The organism is Endomicrobium proavitum, assembly GCF_001027545.1.
Taxonomy (GTDB): domain Bacteria; phylum Elusimicrobiota; class Endomicrobiia; order Endomicrobiales; family Endomicrobiaceae; genus Endomicrobium; species Endomicrobium proavitum.
This window is the reverse complement of the sequence record NZ_CP009498.1, coordinates 877,330-898,634: the sequence shown is the minus strand read 5'-3', so window position 1 is coordinate 898,634 and position 21,305 is coordinate 877,330. Positions and strand designations below refer to the sequence as shown.

Annotated in this window: 20 protein-coding genes; all 20 read left to right on the top strand. The window is 38.3% G+C overall.

Annotation, left to right across the window (positions count from 1 at the left end; translation table 11 throughout):
- Window positions 1-131: 131 nt before the first annotated feature.
- The 20 genes from nuoE (Epro_RS03765) to Epro_RS03675 all read left to right on the top strand — a co-directional run bounded on the left by nuoE (Epro_RS03765) (window position 132) and on the right by Epro_RS03675 (window position 21,305).
- The gene (nuoE, locus tag Epro_RS03765) at window positions 132-614 is read left to right on the top strand and encodes an NADH-quinone oxidoreductase subunit NuoE (RefSeq protein WP_052570655.1); all 483 of its coding nucleotides are present in this window, start codon (window positions 132-134) and stop codon (window positions 612-614) included.
- Window positions 615-742: 128 nt separating this feature from the next.
- Entirely contained in the window at window positions 743-2,128 is a 1,386-nt protein-coding gene (gene hydG, locus Epro_RS03760; RefSeq protein ID WP_052570654.1) for a [FeFe] hydrogenase H-cluster radical SAM maturase HydG, read from the top strand.
- A gap of 238 nt (window positions 2,129-2,366) precedes the next feature.
- Window positions 2,367-2,996 carry a redox-sensing transcriptional repressor Rex gene (locus Epro_RS03755; protein WP_052570653.1) on the top strand — a complete coding sequence of 210 codons (630 nt, stop codon included), beginning with the start codon at window positions 2,367-2,369 and terminating at the stop codon, window positions 2,994-2,996.
- A 14-nt stretch (window positions 2,997-3,010) separates the two neighbouring features.
- Complete coding sequence (gene nuoE / locus Epro_RS03750; RefSeq protein ID WP_052570652.1) at window positions 3,011-3,499, top strand: NADH-quinone oxidoreductase subunit NuoE; 489 nt, start codon at window positions 3,011-3,013, stop codon at window positions 3,497-3,499.
- Window positions 3,499-5,373, top strand: coding sequence for an NADH-ubiquinone oxidoreductase-F iron-sulfur binding region domain-containing protein (locus tag Epro_RS03745; RefSeq protein WP_052570651.1), 1,875 nt, complete (start codon window positions 3,499-3,501; stop codon window positions 5,371-5,373). Before nuoE (Epro_RS03750) ends, Epro_RS03745 begins: the two co-directional genes overlap by 1 nt.
- A 3-nt stretch (window positions 5,374-5,376) precedes the next feature.
- On the top strand, window positions 5,377-7,395 hold the full coding sequence (locus Epro_RS03740; RefSeq protein ID WP_052570650.1) for a [FeFe] hydrogenase, group A: 2,019 nt from the start codon (window positions 5,377-5,379) through the stop codon (window positions 7,393-7,395).
- Between the two features lie 63 nt (window positions 7,396-7,458).
- Entirely contained in the window at window positions 7,459-7,872 is a 414-nt protein-coding gene (ruvX, locus tag Epro_RS03735; protein WP_052570649.1) for a Holliday junction resolvase RuvX, read from the top strand.
- 18 nt (window positions 7,873-7,890) lie between these two features.
- Complete coding sequence (locus tag Epro_RS03730; protein ID WP_052570648.1) at window positions 7,891-8,928, top strand: glycosyltransferase family 2 protein; 1,038 nt, start codon at window positions 7,891-7,893, stop codon at window positions 8,926-8,928.
- Window positions 8,921-9,691, top strand: a complete 771-nt coding sequence (locus tag Epro_RS03725) for a glycosyltransferase family 2 protein (RefSeq protein ID WP_052570647.1) — start codon at window positions 8,921-8,923, stop codon at window positions 9,689-9,691. The genes Epro_RS03730 and Epro_RS03725 overlap by 8 nt, the downstream gene beginning before the upstream one ends.
- 23 nt (window positions 9,692-9,714) lie before the next feature.
- Complete coding sequence (locus Epro_RS03720) at window positions 9,715-10,200, top strand: NYN domain-containing protein (RefSeq protein ID WP_052570646.1); 486 nt, start codon at window positions 9,715-9,717, stop codon at window positions 10,198-10,200.
- Complete coding sequence (gene mltG / locus Epro_RS03715) at window positions 10,185-11,117, top strand: endolytic transglycosylase MltG (protein WP_052570645.1); 933 nt, start codon at window positions 10,185-10,187, stop codon at window positions 11,115-11,117. Before Epro_RS03720 ends, mltG begins: the two co-directional genes overlap by 16 nt.
- 6 nt (window positions 11,118-11,123) lie before the next feature.
- The gene (locus Epro_RS03710) at window positions 11,124-11,534 is read left to right on the top strand and encodes an RNA polymerase sigma factor (protein ID WP_052570644.1); all 411 of its coding nucleotides are present in this window, start codon (window positions 11,124-11,126) and stop codon (window positions 11,532-11,534) included.
- 172 nt (window positions 11,535-11,706) lie between these two features.
- A complete protein-coding gene (locus Epro_RS03705) occupies window positions 11,707-12,891 on the top strand; it encodes a cysteine desulfurase family protein (RefSeq protein ID WP_052570643.1) in 1,185 nt (394 codons plus the stop codon).
- Between the two features lie 71 nt (window positions 12,892-12,962).
- Complete coding sequence (locus Epro_RS07195; protein WP_272945913.1) at window positions 12,963-13,097, top strand: hypothetical protein; 135 nt, start codon at window positions 12,963-12,965, stop codon at window positions 13,095-13,097.
- An 18-nt stretch (window positions 13,098-13,115) separates the two neighbouring features.
- Window positions 13,116-13,814, top strand: a complete 699-nt coding sequence (locus Epro_RS03700; protein WP_052570642.1) for a hypothetical protein — start codon at window positions 13,116-13,118, stop codon at window positions 13,812-13,814.
- 17 nt (window positions 13,815-13,831) lie between these two features.
- The gene (locus Epro_RS03695; RefSeq protein ID WP_052570641.1) at window positions 13,832-14,329 is read left to right on the top strand and encodes a YajQ family cyclic di-GMP-binding protein; all 498 of its coding nucleotides are present in this window, start codon (window positions 13,832-13,834) and stop codon (window positions 14,327-14,329) included.
- 74 nt (window positions 14,330-14,403) lie between these two features.
- Entirely contained in the window at window positions 14,404-15,744 is a 1,341-nt protein-coding gene (rlmD, locus tag Epro_RS03690; RefSeq protein ID WP_144412039.1) for a 23S rRNA (uracil(1939)-C(5))-methyltransferase RlmD, read from the top strand.
- A gap of 187 nt (window positions 15,745-15,931) precedes the next feature.
- Window positions 15,932-16,513: a TetR/AcrR family transcriptional regulator gene (locus tag Epro_RS03685; protein WP_082121486.1), complete on the top strand. Its 582-nt coding sequence runs from the start codon at window positions 15,932-15,934 to the stop codon at window positions 16,511-16,513.
- A 19-nt stretch (window positions 16,514-16,532) separates the two neighbouring features.
- Complete coding sequence (locus Epro_RS03680) at window positions 16,533-17,966, top strand: TolC family protein (protein WP_052570638.1); 1,434 nt, start codon at window positions 16,533-16,535, stop codon at window positions 17,964-17,966.
- An 18-nt stretch (window positions 17,967-17,984) separates the two neighbouring features.
- On the top strand, window positions 17,985-21,305 hold the full coding sequence (locus tag Epro_RS03675; RefSeq protein WP_052570637.1) for an efflux RND transporter permease subunit: 3,321 nt from the start codon (window positions 17,985-17,987) through the stop codon (window positions 21,303-21,305).

Sequence of the window (21,305 nt, the reverse complement as noted above, 5' to 3'; positions counted from 1 at the left end):
GAAGTTGGGAAGCTTAGAAGTTGAGTAGTGACCTTTTAAAATGGATTCCGATTGTGTCGGTTTTACTATGGTGAGACAAGCTTTCATCGTAATGGCAAAACAAAAGGTCATACACATTGCGAGAGGAAAAAATGGCTGATAAAAAGCAGATAGAATTAAAAGCTTATATTGAAAAATATTCAAAAAAAGACGATGCAAGCTCGTATTTGATTGCGGTTTTGCATAAAGCGCAGGTTCTTTACGGTTACCTGTCTAAAGAAACTATGGAGTTTGTCGCAGAAGAAATGAATGTTCCTGCGGCTCACATTTGGGGGGTGGCGACGTTTTATCATTATTTTAATTTAACTCCGCAGGGCAAATACACAATTTCCGTTTGCCTTGGCACGGCGTGCTACGTAAAAGGCGCTGTGGAAATTATGGAAGCGATTAAAGAAGAGCTAAATATAAAAGAAGGCGAAACGACGGAAGATATGATGTTTACGCTTCAGGAAGCAAGATGTTTAGGCGCGTGCGGGCTTGCGCCTGTTATAATGGTAAACGGAAAAATCCACGGCGATTTAACTCCGAAAAAAGTAATTGAAGTAATAAACGAATATAAAAAAGCGGGAATGTAGTTAAAAAACTAAAAAAACAAAAGCGATAAAAAAACCTCGCCTGATTTGGCGGGGTTTTTTTATAAAAGTTTGACATATTTTTATTTTAGATATACAATGAAGCCAAACAAAAAAGGGCGGCGATTTAATTGAAACACATAGATGAAAAAACAATAAATTCTCTTATTAATATAAAAGTTTATCCTCGGGAAATAGACGAAATTTTAGAGAAAACAAAACTGCTCAAAAGACTTTCTCTTGAAGATTGCGCAAAACTTCTTGCCGTAGCCGACGCAAAACTCCTCAAAAAAATTTACAAAGCCGCTGCGCGCGTAAAAAATATAATTTACGGTAAGCGCGTGGTTTTATTTGTTCCGCTGTATATAAGCAACGTGTGCGCAAATACATGTCTTTACTGCGGTTTTTCGGTAAACAATAAATTAACCGTTAGAAAAAAACTCTCTCTTGAAGAAATAAAAAAACAAACTGAAATTTTGCTTAAGCGCGGGCATAAACGCATTTTAATGGTTGCCGGCGAAACGGCTTCTTCCGATGAAAACGTTAATTATTATATAGACGCCGTTAAAGCTATTTATGCGGCGGATTATAAAGGCAGCAAAATAAAAAGAGTTAATGTAAACGTTGCGCCTTTAAGCGTAGAACAGTTTAAAAAATTAAAAGACGCCGGTATAGGCACGTATCAGTTGTTTCAGGAAACCTATCACGACGCCACATACAGAAAACTTCATGTGGCAGGCGCAAAATCAGAACCGGATAACAGGCTTGACGCAATTGACAGAGCTTTTGAAGCCGGTATTGACGACGTGGGCATAGGGACGCTCTTTGGTCTTTACGATTATAGATTTGAAGTTTTGGCAATGCTTATGCATATAGAATATCTTGAGAAAAAATTCGGGATAGGGCCTCACACTATTTCCATGCCGCGTATAGAGCCCGCGCAGGGAACAAATTATGCCGATCACGGCGAATACCCTCTTACGGATGAAAATTTTAAAAAGCTTGTAGCGGTTTTGCGTTTGTCCGTTCCTTATACCGGAATAATAATGTCCACGAGAGAAACATCCGAAATGCGCGACGAGCTTGTTAATTTGGGCGTTTCGCAAATAAGCGCCGAGTCGCGAGTAACTCCGGGGGGGTATGAAGAAGTTGTTCAGGATAATAAAACCGTTGAAAAACAATTTTCTTTAAATGACCAAAGAAGTTTAACCGAAATAACTTCGTCGCTAATTTTGCAAGGGCTCATACCTTCTTTTTGCGCGGCGTGTTACCGCAAAAACCGCACCGGCGAACATTTTATGGATTTGGCAAAACCGGGCGATATAAAACACATGTGCGATATTAACGCGCTTGTAACACTAAAAGAGTATCTTGAAGATTTTGCGGAACCGGAAGTAAAAAAAGCAGGCTATAAACTTATTGAAGAAGCTAAAAAAAATCTTGATGCCGAAGCTATAAAAACTTTAGAAAAAATGTTTAAAAATATAGACGCCGGAATTCGCGACGAATATGTATAAACGCTAATATATAACGACAATTAAATCGTTTGAATTAAAAACATATCACAGCAGCGGGCAAATAAATTTATTTGTCCGCTGCTTTTTTTTACATTCAAAAATCAATGAAAATTTAGCGCGCTAAAATTTAGAGTAATCTAAAACTATTGACATGTTTGAATAAAATTGTATAATCATATCAGTATTTTTTTATAGATAAAAAAATATCTAATCCTGAAATCAAATCAACGGTGAAATTATGAGAGAAGTTTCAGAAGCTACAATAAGAAGGCTTCCTGTTTATCATCATTATTTATTAAAAACAAAAGAAATGGGAATTGCCGCAATATCTTCAACGCAAATCGCCTCGGATTTAAATTTAACTCCCATACAGGTTAGGAAAGATTTGGAAGCCACCGGGCTGAAAGGCAAACCGAAAGTCGGTTACGCGGTTTCGGATTTGCTTGGCGCAATAGAAACTTTTTTAGAATGGAATAAAATAAATCCCGCAATTCTCATCGGCGCGGGGCATTTGGGTTACGCAATATTGGGGTATCAGGGTTTTGAACATTACGGTTTGAAAATTGCCGCGGCTTTTGACAACGATTTTGCAAAAATAGGAAAACTTATCCACGGAAAACCTATTTATTCAATAGATTCCATGGAAAAATACATACGCGAACATAAAACCGAAGTGGGCATTTTAACGGTTCCGGCGTCATCGGCGCAAGAACTTGCAGATATAATGATATCTGCCGGAATTAAAGCTATTTGGAGTTTTGCGCCGGCAAGAATTACAACATCGGCTAAAGACGTAATAATTCAGCACGAAAATTTAGCGTCGTCGCTTGCGGTGTTATTTAAAAATATAAATAAAAAATCTTTATAACAGGAGCTTTACAAATGGAAGCCGGTTACAGTAAGTTTGACAGGGTTTGCCAAATTATTGAAGAAAACAACTACGATAAGTCAAAGCTTATCCCTATTTTGCAAGCCGTGCAAAATGAATACAGATATTTGCCGGAAGAAATTTTGGCGTTTATAGCGTCGTCATTAAGAATTTCTCCCGCAAGAGTTTACGGCGTGGCTACGTTTTTTGCGCATTTTACGCTTAAACAAAAAGGCAAACATATTATTAAAGTTTGCGACGGCACCGCCTGTCACGTAAAAAAATCCACAAATCTTATAAATACGATAAAAAATAAACTTGCTCTTAAAGACGGAGAGTTCACAACAAAAGATATGCTGTTTACGCTTGAAACCGTGTCATGCCTTGGCGCGTGCGGACTTGCGCCGGTTATGGTTGTTGACGAGGATGTTTTCGGTCAGGTTACTCCTGATAAAGTTATACAAATTATAGATTCAATTCTTAAACAGGAGGCGGCGCAATAATGTTAGATTTAAAAAAAATAACCGAATCCGTCCAGAAATCTCTTGGAAATGTGACAAAAAGAATTATTATATGCGCCGGCACGGGCTGCGTTGCAAACGGCTCTTTAAAAGTTTTTAACGCTTTTATAAAAAGCGCGGACGAGCTTGGAGTTAAAATATCCGTAGAACTTAAAGAGGAAAAAGGAAAAACTAATCTTCTTTCAAAAAGCGGCTGTCAGGGTTTTTGCCAGATGGGACCTTTGGTAAATATTTTGCCGTCGGGAATTCTCTATACAAAAGTTAAAGTTGAAGACGTAAAAGAAATTTTGGAAAAAAGCATAAAAGCCGACGAAGTTATAGAAAGGCTGTGTTACAACGACAACGGCAAAGTTTGCAAAGGTCAAAATGAAATTCCTTTTTATCAAAAACAAAGCAGAATGGTTTTAAAGCAGTGCGGAGTTGTAGATCCTGAAAACATAGACGAATATATTTTTGACGGCGGTTACAGAGCCGCAAAAAAAGCCTGTATAGATATGACGGACAAAGAAATCTGCGACGTTGTTTTAGCCGCGGGTCTTAGAGGCAGAGGCGGCGGCGGATTTCCAACGGGTAAAAAGTGGGATTTAACGCGCGTTCAGCAGAGAGATAAAAAATATATTATCTGTAACGGCGACGAAGGAGACCCCGGCGCGTTTATGGACAGAAGCGTTATGGAAGGCAACCCTCACAGCGTTATAGAAGGAATGATAATAGCGGCAAAAGCAATCGGCGCCGACGAGGGTTATGTTTACGTAAGAACCGAATACGGGCTTGCCGTTGAAAGAATGAAGAAAGCCGTTGAAGCCGCCGTGCAAAAAGGCGTTTTAGGAAAAAATATTTTTGGAAGCGCGCACAATTTTACGCTTCACGTTATGGAAGGCGCGGGCGCTTTTGTTTGCGGCGAAGAAACCGCGCTTATAGCTTCTATTGAGGGAAAAAGAGGCATGCCTTCGCCAAAACCTCCGTTTCCGGCGCAGAGCGGTCTTTGGGAAAAACCGACTGCCATAAATAATGTAGAAACGCTTGCCACGGTTCCTCTTGTAATTAATTACGGCGCGGATTCGTTCAGACAGCTTGGCACGCCGCAGTCTCCGGGAACAAAAACTTTTGCTCTTACGGGTCAGGTTTTAAATACGGGGCTTATAGAAGTGCCTATGGGAACAACTTTAAGACAGGTTGTTTTTGATACTGCCGGCGGAGTAACCGACGAAAAAGGAAAAGTTGACGATAAAAATTTTAAAGCCGTGCAAATAGGCGGACCTTCGGGCGGATGTCTAACAAAAGAACATCTTGACCTGCCGCTTGATTTTGATTCTCTCAAAAAAGTCGGCGCAATGGTAGGTTCCGGCGGGCTTGTTGTTATGAATCAAAATACCTGTATGGTAAAGATGGCAAAGTTTTTCATGCAGTTTACTCAAAACGAATCTTGCGGAAAATGCGTTTTGTGCAGAGAAGGCACAAGACAAATGCTTTTAATGCTTGAAGATATTACCGAGGGAAGAGCCGACGAAAATACTCTTACCCTTTTAGAAAAACTCGCTAAAGCCGTGCAGGTAGGTTCTTTGTGCGGGCTTGGAAAAACGGCGCCAAACCCCGTGTTGTCAACGCTTAGATATTTTAGAGACGAATATAACGCTCATGTAAAAGATAAGAGATGTCCCGCCGGAGAATGTTCAAATCTTGTAAATTACAGCATTAACGATAAATGTTTAGGCTGCACGGCGTGCGCAAGAAAGTGCCCTGTCGGCGCAATTGCGGGAACGCTTAAAAAACAGCATGTAATAGATACCGTAAAATGCATAAAGTGCGGAGTCTGTTTGGATACATGTAAATTTAATGCCGTGGTAAGAGGATAAAAAATGGAAAAACATTTAATTATAAATAACAAAACGGTTTCTTTTGACAACGAAAAAAATATTTTAGAAATCATCAGAAAAGAAAATATTGAACTTCCCACATTTTGCTATCATTCCGAATTAAGCGCTTACGGTTCGTGCAGGCTTTGCATGGTTGAAGTTGAGGGTAGAGGCATTCTTCCCGCTTGTTCCACTCCTCCGGAAAACGCAATGAAAATAAGAACCAACAACGAACAAATCCGCGAGATGAGAAAAATAATAGTAGAGCTTCTTCTTGCAAACCATGACAAAAGATGCACAACCTGCCGCAAAAGCGAAACTTGCCAGCTTCAAACGCTTGCAAGAAGACTCGGCATTGATACAATAAGATTCAGACCCGTCCTGAAAAAAGAACCTAAAGATTTATCAACTCACGCTTTAGTGCGAGACCCCAATAAATGCGTTTTGTGCGGCGACTGCGTGCGCTTTTGTGAAGAAGTGCAAAGCATAGGCGCAATAGATTTTGCAAACAGAGGGCCTAACTCCGTAGTTTGCCCGAGCTTCGGAAAAGATTTGGAAAGTTCGGAATGCGTTTACTGCGGCCAGTGCGCAAGAGTTTGCCCGACGGGCGCGCTTACGCCGAAGTCTGAAGTAAGCCTTGTTTGGAAAGCGTTGAGCGACCCGAAGAAAAAAGTTATAGTTGCAATTGCTCCGGCTGTGCGCGCGGCGATAGGCGAAGCGTTCGGGCTTGTCGGCGAAAACGGCACGGAAGCTGCCGGAAAAATTGTTACCGCGCTTCGCGCAATGGGTTTTGACAAAGTTTTTGATATATCTTTCAGCGCCGATATGACTATTGTTGAAGAGGCAAACGAATTTGTAGAAAGACTCGGCAACGGAAAAAGTATGCCGCAGTTTACGTCGTGCTGCCCCGCGTGGGTAAAATTTGTTGAGCAGTATTATCCCGACATGATAGAAAATCTTTCAAGCTGCCGTTCTCCTCAAGGGATGTTCGGTTCAATAGCTAAAAAAATAATGCCGGATATTTTAGAAGTTCCCAAAGAAGATTTGGTTGTAGTTTCCATAATGCCCTGCACGGCAAAAAAGTTTGAAGCAAGAAGATCCGAACTTTCAAAAGACGGTTTGCAGGATATAGATTATGTTTTAACGACGCAGGAATTTGCCAGAATGATAGAAGAGTCGGGTTTGCGTTTTGCGGAAATTGAAGCTTCGGCTTTTGATATGCCTATGGGTTTTAAAACGGGCGGCGGCGTAATATTTGGAAATTCAGGCGGAGTAACCGAAGCCGTTTTAAGAAATGTTATAAGCAAAACTAACGATTCCGTTGACGAAACGGAGCAGTTTAATTTTGTCCGCGGAGAAGACGGCATAAGAGAAGCAAAAGTAAACGTCGGCGGCAAAGAACTTAAAATAGCTATTGTTTACGGACTTAAAAACGCAAGACAAATAGTCCGAGACATAAAAGCCGATAAATCAAGATACGACTTTATAGAAGTTATGGCATGTCCCGGCGGATGCATAGGCGGAGCGGGACAGCCCGTTTACAAAGATTTGTCCGTAAGAAAAGTCCGCACAAAAGTTTTATACGAAAACGATAAAACTTTGGAACTTCACAAACCGCAGGACAATCCTTACGTGCGCGAGATGTATCAGCAATTCCTCGGAAAACCGGGAAGCAACGTTGCGCACGAGCTGCTGCATTCAAAACACAGCAATAAAAAAAGACTCAAAGAAGGACCTTTTACAATTCATAAATCCGTCAAAGAAAACAGATTAAATATTAATGTGTGCTTTGGCACAAGCTGTATGCTTAAAGGTTCGCAGAAACTTTTGAAACAAATTCTTGATTTCACGCAAGCTCATGAGTATAAAGATAATATCGGAATAGACGCGTCTTTCTGCTTTGAAAGATGTTCCAAAGGACCGGTTGTAAGAATAGGCGATAAGTTGATTGAAAAATGCACGATAGAAAAGGCAATTGAAACAATAGAAGAGCAGATAAAAAAATTCTCTAAAAATGCCTAAAAAATGCTAAAATAACGGCAGAGACTTAACGGTCTCTGCCGTTTTTGTTTTAAGGAGAAGTTTTTGTCAAGAATAATGGGAATAGATTACGGGCTAAAAAGAATAGGCGTAGCTCTTACCGATATGCTGCAAATAACGGCAAACCCTTTTGACGTAATAGAAAGCGTGTCGTTAAAAAAAGACGCGCAAAAAATATATGAAATTGCGCAAAATAATCAGGTTGAAACAATAGTTGTAGGAATCCCTCTTAACGACGTTCACACGGAAATGGCGGAAACAGTAAATAGTTTTATATCTAAACTTAAAGAATTAGGCAATATGAAAATAGAAACCGTGGACGAAAGTTTTACGACAAACGAAGCCATGGATTTGCTTGTAGGCAAAGCCGACGCCTCCCGAAAAAAACAAAAAGGCGTAAAAGACAAACTTGCCGCCGCCATTATTTTGCAGAGATATTTGGAAAAGTATCAAATTTGAGGTTTTATAATTTAACCTATGAAAGATAATGAAAGAGAAGAAATTTCTATCGCGGAAAAAACACCTTTAATAAGTATAATTGTGCCGGTATGGAATGTGGAAAAATATCTTGCACGCTGTTTAGACAGCGTGTTTGCCCAAACATTTAAAAATTTTGAAATTATTTGCGTCAACGACGGTTCTCCTGATAATTCGGCCGAAATACTTGAAGAGTATTCAAAAAAAGACTCGCGTATTAGAATTATCAATCAAGAAAATCAAGGACTGTCCGCTGCGCGTAACAGCGGGATGAGAAAAGCAAAAGGCAAGTATATTTATTTTTTAGATTCTGATGATTTTATTCATCCGCAGCTTTTAGAAATTACATATTATTTCATAACAAAATACAATGCAGATTGGATAACGTTCAGACATGATTCGGTTTTGCACAGAGTTGTCAAAAAAGCGGGCAATGCCGTAGAGTTTACATATGTGCCGCCTTTATATAAAAGTATAGAAGATATCAGGTATAAAATAACAAATGCTCCGTTGTATTTATTCAAAAAAAATCCGTTCTACAAAATGACTTATTACGCATGGGCAAGATTATATAAGCAGGAAATTTTAAAAGATGTGGAATTTATTCCGGGAATTGCTTTTGAAGACGATCCGTTTATTATTGCAATATGTAAAAAACACCCTAAAACAGTTTTATTAAATGAAGCGCTGTATTTTTATATAGATAATCCAAAATCAATCTCAAGATCTTCAATAACGCAAAAACAAATAGAAGATTATCATAAAGGAATAGTTTATATGTGGCAGCAGTATAAAGATGCTCCTAAAAAAGATTTTGATTTTGTGGCAAAGCATGTTGCGGCAAAAAGATTGAGAATACAATACAATAAAATAAAAAAATCGGATAAGCAGAAACAGTCGGAGCTTTTTAATATATTTAAGGAAGAGCTTATAGATTTGAAAAATAAAAATTTTTTACGATTTAGTTTAAATCCAAGAAAATTATTTTATTGGCTGAAGTATAATAAACTTGTAAAATCCGGTAATGCTAATGTTTAATTTAACAGTTGTTATATTGACAAAAAATGAGCAAGATAATATAGTTGAAGTAATTAATAATGTTAAAAAATGCGCGGATGATATACTTGTTGTAGATTCTTTCAGCACAGATAATACAATTCGGCTTGCCAAAGCAAACGGCGCAAGAGTTGTTTGCAGAGAGTTAGATAATGATTTTTCCGAGCAAAGAAATTTTGCTTTAACGCAAACCCAGGCTAAATGGATTCTGTATGTTGACGCTGACGAACGTTTGAGCGATGAGTTGATTAATAATATCAAAAGTATTGTCGTGACAAACGAAGATAAACAGTGTATTATAAAAAGAAAATCCGTGGCATTCGGACAAGAGTTTAATTACGGCGTATTGAGAGCGGATTTTGTTGTAAGGTTGTTCCCAAGAGCAAGCGTAAAGTGGATAAATAAAGTGCACGAACAACCTTTGTGCAGTTTGCCAAAGAAAAAATTGGCAGGATATATAAAACACTACACTTATAACAATTGGGATCAATATTTTAATAAATTTAACCAATATACAAGCATATGGGCGCAAAATGCGCACGAACGCAATAAAAAAAGTTCTATCGTTGCCGCTTTTTTTCATGCTTCTGCCGATTTTTTTCAGATGTTAGTTATTCAAAAAGGGTTTCTTGACGGGAAATTAGGGTTTGTTTTAAGTTTAAACCATTTTTTTTATGTGTGGGTAAAATATATTAAGTTGCGGCAATTGCGCGCGGAACAATTAAATCGAAAGAAAAAAAATTAAGTATTTGCCGTTTTGGAGTTCTTGTGCGTTACATAGTTGACGGTTATAATGTTATAAATGCAAGCGATATTTTTAAAGCATCTACGCTTGAGGGCAGGCGCGATAAGCTTTTTGAATTTATAAATCAAAACCGTCCGCACGGGAGTTTTAAAAACAGCATTACCGTTGTCTTTGATAATAAATCAAAAAATCCGTATGACTTTTGCGGGCATAATAAGTCTCACTTGGGAAATATTGAAATAATTTTTAGCGACGGCGTAGATTTGGCGGATGACATAATAGCTCAAATTGTTGACGAAAGTTCTAATCCTTACGAGATAACCGTTGTAACAAACGATAAAGGAATTCGCCGCAGAACGGCTCCTGCGGGGGCAAAGCACGAAAGCGTGGAAAGTTTTTTGGCAAAGGGTTTTAAACAAAAAAATATAAAAAGAGCTTCAGAAGTTTTGTCGGGCGACGTTAAAGAAGAAATAAACGAGGAGTTTGAAAAGCTGTGGATAAAAAAATAAAGAAAAAAATTACAGTTGCGGCAATAGTCGTTATAATGGTTTTCTGCTATTTTTCCATACCCGGAAAAAAAGTTTCCATAACCGTTCAAAACGGCGAAGGAGCGTCTTTAGTTGCAGCCGATCTTAAAAGAAACGAACTGATAATTTCAAAAAATCTTTTTGTAGTTTTAGTTAAATTTTCAGGTTCTCAAAACAAAATAAAAGCCGGCGTTTATGAATTTAGAAAAAACAACAGCATGTTTCAAATATTAAGCGAGCTTAAAAGCGGCTCAAAAAATATGATAAGGTTTACAATTCCCGAGGGAAGCACCGTTGGGCAGACGGCTGAAATAATATCCGCTAAAGTGGGAATAAGTAAAGACAAATTTATAGAAGTAGCCAAAGTGCGCGCCATGGAAGGCTATCTTATGCCCGAAACTTATATGGTAGATCCGTCAATGAAAGAAGAAGATATTATAAACATGATGCAGCGCGAATTTGATAAAAAAATTACGCCTCAAATGTATGAACGCGCAAAAGAAATAAATATGCCTATGAAAAAAGTAATTATTTTGGCGTCAATAATAGAAAAAGAAGCGGTTAAGCCTAACGAGCGCCCGATAATATCGGCGGTGTTTCACAACAGATTAAAAAAGAGAATAAGGCTTGAGTCTTGCGCCACGGTGCTTTACGCTATGGGCATAAATAAAGCGCACTTGTCTATAGAAGACACAAAGTTTGATTCTCCTTATAATACGTATAAAATATTCGGTCTTCCTCCGGCGCCAATATGCAGCCCGGGTATAGAGTCAATAAAAGCCGCGCTTTATCCTGCGGATACAAACAGTTTGTATTTTGTAGCGGCAGGCGACGGAAGCAGTTTGTTTGCTGATTCTCTTGAAGGACATATAAAAAATAAACGCGCCGTTAGAAATTAATAGCAGATGAAACAGATAAAACAAAACAAAAACGATATACACTCGCTGGCTCTAAGCCTTGTTTATGACGATAAAAAAGCTAAAAAGCTTACCAAAAAAACTTTTAAAAAAGTTTCAAAGCGTTTATTTTCAGATGAAAGACAATTAAAACTTGCCCTCTACAAAAGACTGCTTAAATACGTCGGAAGGTTTTCGGTAAAAAAGAAGAAATGTTTGGGTTCTGATTTTATTTGCCTTGCCAAGAAAAACTTTAAAATTTTTGACAAAAAAGTTTTTGTGTTAAAATACGAGCACGGTTTTAACATTGAAGATATAAGCGAAGTTTTAAACGCAAAAGAAAGCGAAATTAAAAAGTCGCTTTTTTATACTACGGAAAAAATTGCCGCCGTTTTAGAGGAAAAAAATGAAATGCCGTGAAATTCTCCTTGAGATAATACCGTTTTACAGCGGAGAGCTTGACGAAGAAAAAACTAAAGAATATAGGCGTCACACAACGGTGTGTAAAGACTGCGCGAGAACATCTTTTAGAATAAGAAAAGCAAAAAATTACATAGAAAATAACGCGCGTAAAAAAGAATAAGAAGGAAGCATGGATAAAAAAAGAGTTTATTTAGACAACAGTTCCACAACGGCGGTTTTGCCTGAAGTTGTAAAAGAGATGACGCCTTACTTTTCCGACATTTTCGGAAACGCTTCAAGCTTCCATCATTTTGGCAGAGAAGCTAAAAAAGCTTTAGATGCGTCGCGCATTAAAATTGCAGAGTTAATAAACGCAACGCCGGATGAAGTTTTTTTTACCGGCTGCGGAACCGAGTCGGACAATATCGCAATATTCGGCGTTCTTAACGCTTATTGTAAAAAAGGGCACATAATAACTACTAAAATAGAGCATCACGCGGTTTTATATTCTTTTAGACATCTTGAAAAGCAGGGCTATAAAGTTACATATTTGGAAGTTGATAAAGACGGAGTTATTTCCGCGGAAGATTTAAAAAAAGCCGTTGCAGAAGACACTCTTTTTGTAAGCGTTATGCACGCAAATAATGAAGTCGGCGCTTTGCAGCCTATTGCGGAAATTGCCGCAGCGCTTAACGAAATAAACTCTAAACGCAAAGAAAAAATATACTTTCACACGGATTCGGTTCAAACGGCAGGAAAGCTGAAAATAGACGTTAAAAAGCTCGGCGTAGATTTGCTTTCAATGTCCGGACATAAATTCGGCGGACCCAAGGGCGTAGGGGTTTTATACGTAAAAAGAGGAACAAAAATAGAGTCCGTTACTTTCGGCGGACATCACGAAAACGGACTGCGCCCGGGAACTGAAAACGTAGCGGGCATAGTCGGCGCCGCAAAAGCTTTAGAAATTGCAAACTCTGCGCTTGACGAGCACGATAAACATATTTTCTTCTTAAGAGAAAAATTAAAAAAAGGAATTTTGGAAACAATTCCTGAAGTTATAATAAACGGCAGCGGCAGCAGAGCCGTGTCTAACATACTAAACGTAAGCTTTAATTATATTGAAGGCGAGGCGCTTCTTTTAAAACTTGATATGAAAGGCATTGCCGCTTCAAGCGGTTCGGCATGCGCTACGGGCGAACCTTCGCACGTGCTTGCCGCTATGCGCGCAGATCCCGTTGCGGCGCAGGGTGCGGTTCGTTTTTCTTTCAGCTATAATAATACCGAAGAAGAAGTGGATTATGTTTTATCCGTTTTGCCGGAAATAGTGCAGTCGCTAAGAAATATGTCTCCGGTATGGCGCAGCAAAAAGCAGTAATCTGTTGTTTTTCTGTTGCAAAATAGCTACAATTCTAAAATAAGATATAAAGTTTACACGGAGGACTTACAATGTATATTGATTTTGCCGGAGATTGGCCGGCTTACGTTTCAATGGCTGTGTTTGTATTATTTATGGTGTACGTTATCATAAAGGGACACGCAAAAGAAGAAACTCCTGTAGCTAAAACAGAAGAAAAAAAATAATAAAGAGGTTTTAAAACCATGCATAAAATTATTTTTTCGGTTATTGCAGCGCTTATGTTAGTAACTCCTTTGTTTGCTCAAGAAATTGAAGAAAGCAGCTCAACTGCGTCGGCAGCGCCGGCAGAAATTTCAAAAACAGAACTTGTTTTGAAACTTGAAATAGCGCCGTCGGGACAGTTAGATCTTAAAAAAGCCATAACGGGACTTCTTTACAATATAGAATATCCTTCCGAACAGCAGGCAAGCGAAGCGGGTTTTAATGCGACGGCGGAACTTTATTACTATCCCGTAAAATTTTTGGGGTTAGGTTTTGGCGTAAAGCAGCAGTTTGACAGGAAAATAGAAAATTTCGGCGAAATAGCAATTACTAATTTTTACGTTTCGGTTAAGCCGAAACTTACATTGCCCGCAGACTGGGGAATAGATTACGTTTACGGACTTTTCCAGGGCGGATACGGATTGTTTATTCACGATTATAAATTGTCATCTCTTCCGACTTACGATTTAATTCCTACAAAAACCGAGGGCGGTTTGTATTATGCCGCAGGCATAGGCTGCGAGTTTAATAACTTTGTTTTTGAACTTTTATTTTGCGTAAATGAGTCCACAATAAAAGCTAACGGCATTGTTGAATCCACCGGCGAGCAAACGGCGGGAAGTCTTGACGCAAAGTACACCACTACAAACATCAACATAGGATATAAATTCAATCTTTAATTTTTGGAGATATTTTAATGGCTGATAAATTTTCATTTGACATAGTTTCGGAAGTAGATATGATGGAAGTTGAAAACGCCGTAAATCAGTCCCAAAAAGAGCTTGCCAACAGATTTGATTTTAAAGGCAGCAAAGCTTCTCTTGAGCTTAATAAAAACGACAAAAAAATTACTCTTGTTGCCGACGATGATTTTAAAATGAAAGCCTTGAAAGATATTTTGGAAGGACGCTTTGCGAAAAGAGGCATTTCGTTGAAATCGTTAGATTATAAGTCGCAGGAAAAAGCTTTTGAAGGATATATAAGGCAGGTTGCCGAAATAATTTCCGGACTTCCTTCGGAAAAAGCGAAAGAACTTGCAAAAATTATAAGAGACTCAAAAATAAAAGTTCAAACGCAAATTGACGGCGCAAAAGTAAAAGTAATTTCTCCCAAAAAAGACGATTTGCAGCAGGTTATAGCGTATTTAAAACAAGTAAGTTTTTCACTCCCTCTTCAGTTTACAAACTACAGATAATGATAAAGTGAAAAGTGGAAAGTGAAATTTGCCGTTAATTTCACTTTCCACTTTTTATTTTGCTTTTAAAAACTATGTCCTTAAAAAATCAAACAATCAACGTTAAATGTGAAAAAATAGTTTTTCCGGGGCGTTCTCTTTGCAGATGTGCCGACGGAATTGCTTTGTTTACGGAAGGCTTGCTTGCGGGCGAGACCGCAGATGTTTTGGTTATCAGAGATAAAAAATCTTTCAGGGAAGGGCTTTTAAAAAATATCACGGAAAAATCTCCCGCAAGAATAGAGCCTAAATGTTTGTCGTTTGGCAGGTGCGGCGGGTGCACTTTTCAAAATACGGATTATAAAAACCAGATAAAATATAAAAAAGAATACATAGGCGAACTTTTAAATATTTTCGGCGTTGAAATAGGCGAAATTTTACAAAGCCCGCAGGTTTGGAACTACAGAAATAAAATGGAGTTTAGTTTTTTTAATAATGGCGATAAGGCCGATTTGGGTCTTCATTGCCGCGGAAGTTTTAACAGATATGTTTCCGTTCCGCCGTGTTTTATTGCCGACGAAGATTTTGTAAAAGCTGCGGAAATTGTTAAAAACTTTGCAAACAAAAACGGACTGCCTGCTTACAACAATAAAACTCACGAAGGTTTTTTCAGGCATTTGGTTTTAAGAAAAGCGCAAAATAATAATCAGTTTCTTATAAATATTGTTACAAACGCAGCAGAGTATAATTTTGCGCCGTTAGTAAAAGAATTAACTCCTTTTGCGCAAAGTATATTTTGGACGCAAAACGGCAGACTTTCCGACGCGGTTGTGGTAGATAATTTTACTTTGCTTTACGGCAAAGAAAACATAACCGAAAAATTAAATGTCGGCGCAAAAGATTATTTTTTCAATATCTCGCCTTTTTCATTTTTTCAGACAAACTCCAAAGGCACGGAAATACTTTACAATGAAGTTTTAAGACTTTTAAACCCGTCAAAACAAGACGAGCTTTTAGATTTATATTGCGGCACCGGCACAATAGGAATATCTATGGCGCACCGCGTTCAAAAAGTTATAGGTATAGAACAAATTGAGCAGGCTGTAGAAAACGCAAAAACTAACGCCGAATTAAATAAAATCAGCAATGCGCAATTTTACGCGTCAACGGCAGAAAAATGGGTAAAAGAAAACAATCAAAAATTTAATTCAATAGTCATAGACCCGCCCAGAAGCGGTCTTACAAACGATGTCATAAAATTTTTACTGAATTCCGGCGCAAAAAAAATAGTATATGTATCCTGCAATCCGTCAACGCTTGCCAGAGATTTAACTCTTCTAACGTCGGAAAACAAATATAAAATAAAAGCGATAACCCCGGTGGATATGTTTCCTCAAACTTACCATGTAGAGACTGTGGTATTGCTTGAAGCATAAAAAATTTTAATATAAAAACTATTTTAAAGAGCCGAAAGTTTTTTCACTTTTGGTTCTTTTTTTATAAATAGATACAATTCTTATAATATTGTATAAAAATAAATTATATTGAAAAATCAATCATATTACGTTATCAAAAATAAACGCTTGACAAATTTATTATAAATGCTTATAATAACGGTCAATTATGTCAAGACCATCGCAGAACATTGATAAAAAACTAATTGCCATAGGCAAGAAAAGAATGATTGAGCAAGGCATTGCAAAGCTTAGCATTCGTTCTATTTGCATTGAATCCAAAGTTAATTTGGGAATGTTTTATTATTATTTTAAAACGAAAGAAAATTATATAAAAATTCTTCTTGAAACTTTAACTAACGATTTGCACGCTTATTGGATTAAAGAGTCCGAAGGGCTGTCAAGCGCGCCGGAGAAGTTAAAAAGAGTTCTTTATCTTAACGCGAAAATGATGAAAGAAAAAAGAGGCGCTTTTGAGACAATAGTTAAAGACGTAGATTTCTCAAACGACTTTTACAAAAATATTGCAAAAGGCCTTCATAAGCAATTCGGCGAGTTTTTTTTAAATTTAATAAAAGACTGCAAGCAAGAAGGATATTTGGACAAAAATATATCAAACGAAATTCTTACGGCGGTAATTATCGGCGGCGTTATGATGTATTCAAAACACTGCGTTAATATTTGCGACGATAATGCCATTTACGCAAAAATGGAAGAGATGATAAATTTACTGTTTGAAAAATTTAAATAAAAAAATACAGGAGAGAGTTATGAAAAAGTTGAAGTTGTTTTTGTCGGCGGCTGTTTTGGCCGTTTGCTCCGCCGGAGCTTTCGGCGAAGTTTTAAGTCTTGAAGATTATGTGGATTTGATAAAGAAGAACAATAATGACCTCATAGCGGTTCAGGCAAGCATTGACGCCGTTAAAGGAAAAATTATTGAAATAGACAGAGCTTATGCGTATTATTTTAATTTAGGCGGTTCTTACACCGACGATAAAAGCGGAAGACCGTATTCGTATCCGACGCTCACTACTAATGAAATAAAAAACATATCTTATGACGCAAGCATAAACAAGCAGTTTGCTATAGGCACGAAAGTTACATTGGGGCTTAACGGTTCTCTTGGTTCTTACGATCTTATAACCGGCACAAAATATGATGTTACCGACGTTGCTCCTTTTATAAGACTTGAGCAGTCCCTTTTAAAAGAACTCGGCGGCGGCGCAACTAAAGCCAATGTTTTAAAAGCTAAAGCCGATGCAAAATCTGCGCTTTATCTTTTGGAGTATAAAAAACAGTCCGTTCTTCTAAACGCTAAACTTGCGTATTGGAATTTATCGTATGCAAGAAGCGTTGTAGATTTTAGAACGACCTCTCTTGATAGAACCCAGAAAATTCTTGATTGGAATCAAAAAAGATATGCAAAAGATTTAGCGGAAAAGTCGGATTTGCTTCAGTCTCAGGCGGCGTATAAAATGAGAGATTTGAATTTAAGACTTGCCAAAGAAAGCGAAGTTCAGGCGTCAAGAGTTTTTAACGGATTTTTAAACAGTTCTTCCGAAAAAGTTTTATACGACGTAGAAGCTTTTATGAAAATGGGAAACAACTTTGAAAAAGGAAAAGTTATTTCAAAAAAAGGTCAAAGGGCGGATTTGCTTGCGGCTTTTGAAGATGTTGAAAGCGCCAAGCAGGCTGCGGTGGCTTCCAAAAAAAGCATAGGGCAAGATTTGGTTTTAACCGGACAATTTTCTCTAAACGGCGTTGATGAAAAATATGAAGTTGCAAAAGACTATGTTTTAAAAGGCGAAAAACCTGCGTTTACCGTGGGCTTAAAATATACTTTGCCTTTGGATTTTTCCGCAAGAAGCTCTATAAAGAGCGGATATGAAAGCGCGAAAACTTCCGCGCAAAAAACGGCGGAATCCGCAAAGATAAAAGAAAGCAACGACTGGCTGCAGCTTGTAGATAATTGGAATAATTCTAAAGCGCGTCTTGCTCTTTTAACGGAGATACAAACTATTCAGCATCAAAGAAACGCGGAAGAACAGAACCTGCTTAAAAAAGGCAGAAGCACAACGTATTACGTTTTGCAAAGCGAACAAGATTTGGACGATTCAACTTTAAACGTTTTCCAAAATATTCTTGAACTTGTAAGCATATACGAGCAGGCCGAAGCTTTTTACAATACAAATGAAATTGAATAATTATAAAGGAATCAAAAAATGAATTTAGCAAAACTGTCAATTAAACGACCAACGTTTATTTTTGCAATTCTTATTGCCGCGCTTGTTTTAGGCGTTATGGCATTTTCAAAATTAAGCGTAAGAATGTTTCCGGATGTAGAGTTTCCTTACGTAGCCGTTATTACAAGTTATCCCGGCGCCGGCGTTGCGGAAATAGACCAGCTTGTTTCAAAACCTATTGAAGACGCTATGAGCGGCGTTTCCGGACTTAAGCATGTAACTTCCATGAATCAGGATAATATATCGGTTGTGTTTGCGGAATTTGAATTGTCAAAAAATCCGGATATAGCCGCACAGGAAGTTCGCGATAAAATAGGACAAATAAGACTTACTCTTCCGGACGACGTAGATGAGCCTATTATTATGAAAGCGGACATGAACAGCATGCCGCTTGTAATTTTAAGCTTGAAGTCCGATACGCTTTCTCCGAAAGAATTGTATGATTTTGCCGACGATGTTGTGTCTAAAGATTTTGCGCAAGTTGCCGGCGTTTCCCAAATAAGCATTGTCGGAGGACAAAAAAGAGAAATTCAAGTTAAAGCAAATAAAGATAAACTTAAAGAACACGAAATTACTCTTACGGCGCTTGCCGCAAGAATACAAGCCAACAGTTTAAATATTCCGGCGGGAAAAATTGACAGAGGGTCTAAAGAAATAGCTTTTAGGACTATGGGCGAATTTACTTCCGTTGACCAAATAGGAAACGTTGTCGTAAGTTTTATGGGCAACGATGTTCCCGTTACGGTAAAAGACGTGGCGCAGGTTGTTGACGGCGTTCAATCCGAAACTTCAAGAGCAAGATTAGATACCAAAGAAGACGGAAAAATAAGTTATGAGTCTTCATTATTGGTGCAGGTTTTCAGACAGGCTAAAGGCAATGACGTTGCCGTATCCGACGGAGTACAGCTTAAGCTTGACGAGGTAAATAAAAAATATCAGAGATATGCCGGCAAACCGCATCTTACGCTTATTTCCGACTCGGCGCGCGGAGTTCGTCTTAATATAGCCGACGTTAAAAATACTATTGTTGAAGGAATTTTTCTTGCGATACTTGTAGTTTATTTTTTCCTCGGCAGCTGGCGATCAACGTTTATTACCGCGCTTGCTCTTCCTAACAGCTTGATAGGTTCTTTTATTTTCATGTATGCTTTCGGGTTTAGCTTAAATGTTATTTCGCTTATGTCTTTGTCTCTTGCCGTCGGGCTTTTAATTGACGACGCCATAGTTGTGCGAGAAAATATTTTCAGGCATTACGAAGAGGGCGAAGACCCTGTAAAAGCGGCAATAAACGGAACCAATGAAGTTACTCTTGCAGTTATCGCAACAACAAGCACGGTTATAGCGGTGTTTTTGCCCGTATCGTTTTTAAGCGGCATAATGGGTCAATTCTTCAGAGAATTCGGACTTACCGTTGTTTTTGCAATGGCAATATCTATTCTTGACGCTTTAACTATAGCGCCTATGCTTTCGGCTTATTTCATACCTGATAAAAATAAAAAAGCAAAAAAGCGCGGAGAATTTTCCGAAAGCGTAAAAAGAGTTTTTGCGAGAATTGTTAAAGTTGTAAGATTTTTGACGGTTGATTGGTTTAACATAGTTTTTAATGCAGTGGAAAGATTTTACACAAAAACAATTTCTTTTATTGTAAAAACAAAAGGAATGAAACTTATAACTTTAGGCGCGTCGGCAGTTATAGTTTTTATAGTTATAGGACTTGTCGCCGCCGGCGCTCTTAAGGTTAACTTCATGCCTAATTCCGACTGGGGAGAGTTTAACGTAAGCATTACGGCTCGTCCGGGAACCTCTCTTGAGCAGATGGATAAATACACAAGAGAAGTGGAAGAAGTTATTATGAACGAGCCGGATGTTGAGCTTGTTTCCGCATCCGTAGGTTCTACCGGAATGTGGTCAAGCCCTACAAACGAAGCAAGCTTATATGTGAAAATGTACTCCAAAGACGAAGAACATAACATATTAAAAAAATACGCAAAAGCTTTTATCGGAATTTTTCAGAAAGAATCCGATAAGCGTTCAACTTCGCAAATGAAAGATTATTTGAGAGACGTATTGCAGAAAAAATACGGCGACGAACTTACTTTTCAATATCTCAGACAATCTATCGGCGGCGCGGAAAGCGAGTTTGTTGTGGAACTTACGGGCGATAATGTGGACGTTTTATACAGCGCGGCGCAAAACTTAATGGAGCGTTTTAAAACCATACCGCATCTTGTTGATATTAAATCTAATTATCAACCCGGCAAACCTGAAATGCAAATTCAGATGGATATGAAAAACATGGAATCTCTCGGCGTAAATTCCGTTATAGCCGGCAACGAAATAAGAGCCATGGTTGACGGAGCCACAGCCGGCAAATACAGAGAAAACGGTTTAGAATACGATATAAGAGTAAAATTCCGCGACGATCAAAAAGACGTAGTCAAAGATTTTGATACCATATACGTTAACAATGTTAACAACAAATTGGTACGTCTTAAAAATGTAGCTTTTGTCCGCGCTACAGACGGCCCTACGCAGATTTTCAAAAAGGACAGAGCGCGCTACGTTACCGTAGAGGGAAATATTTCCGAAGGCGGAACTATCAGCGAAGTTCAATCCGAGGCGTTTAAAATTTTCAAAGAAGAAAAATATAACAATCCGAAAACTTCCGCGAAATTTAAAAATGTAGAAATGAAAGTGTCGGGCAACGCCGAAGAAATGGGCACAATGGTGCAAAGCATAGCAATTGCCGCGTTACTTTCGCTGCTCTTTATTTTCATGGTGCTTTCAAGCTTGTATGAATCTGTCGTAACGCCGTTTACTATTATGACGGCGCTGCCGCTTGCAATTGTAGGCGCAATTTTCTCTTTGATAATTGCAAGGCAGCCAGCCGATATGTTTACGCTTATCGGTATGATAATGCTTTTGGGTATAGTCGCAAAAAATTCTATTTTGCTTGTGGACTATATTCAGCAGCAAATACGCGCAGGTTTTGACATAGACACTGCAATAGTTAAAGCCGGAACCATAAGATTCCGTCCGATACTTATGACTTCTTTCGCGCTGATAGCCGGCATGTTGCCAACGGCTCTCGGACTTTCCGAAGTGGGAAGTTTCAGAAAAGGCATGGGAATAGTTGTAATCGGCGGTATCATAAGTTCTACTGTTTTAACGCTTGTGGTTGTGCCTGCAATATTTGAGTATATGGATATTTTCAGACATTTCCTAAGAAGAATTTTCGGCAGACCCGATACAAGAATGGTAGATTTAACGGACGAAGAATTAAAAACAAAAGATCTTTAA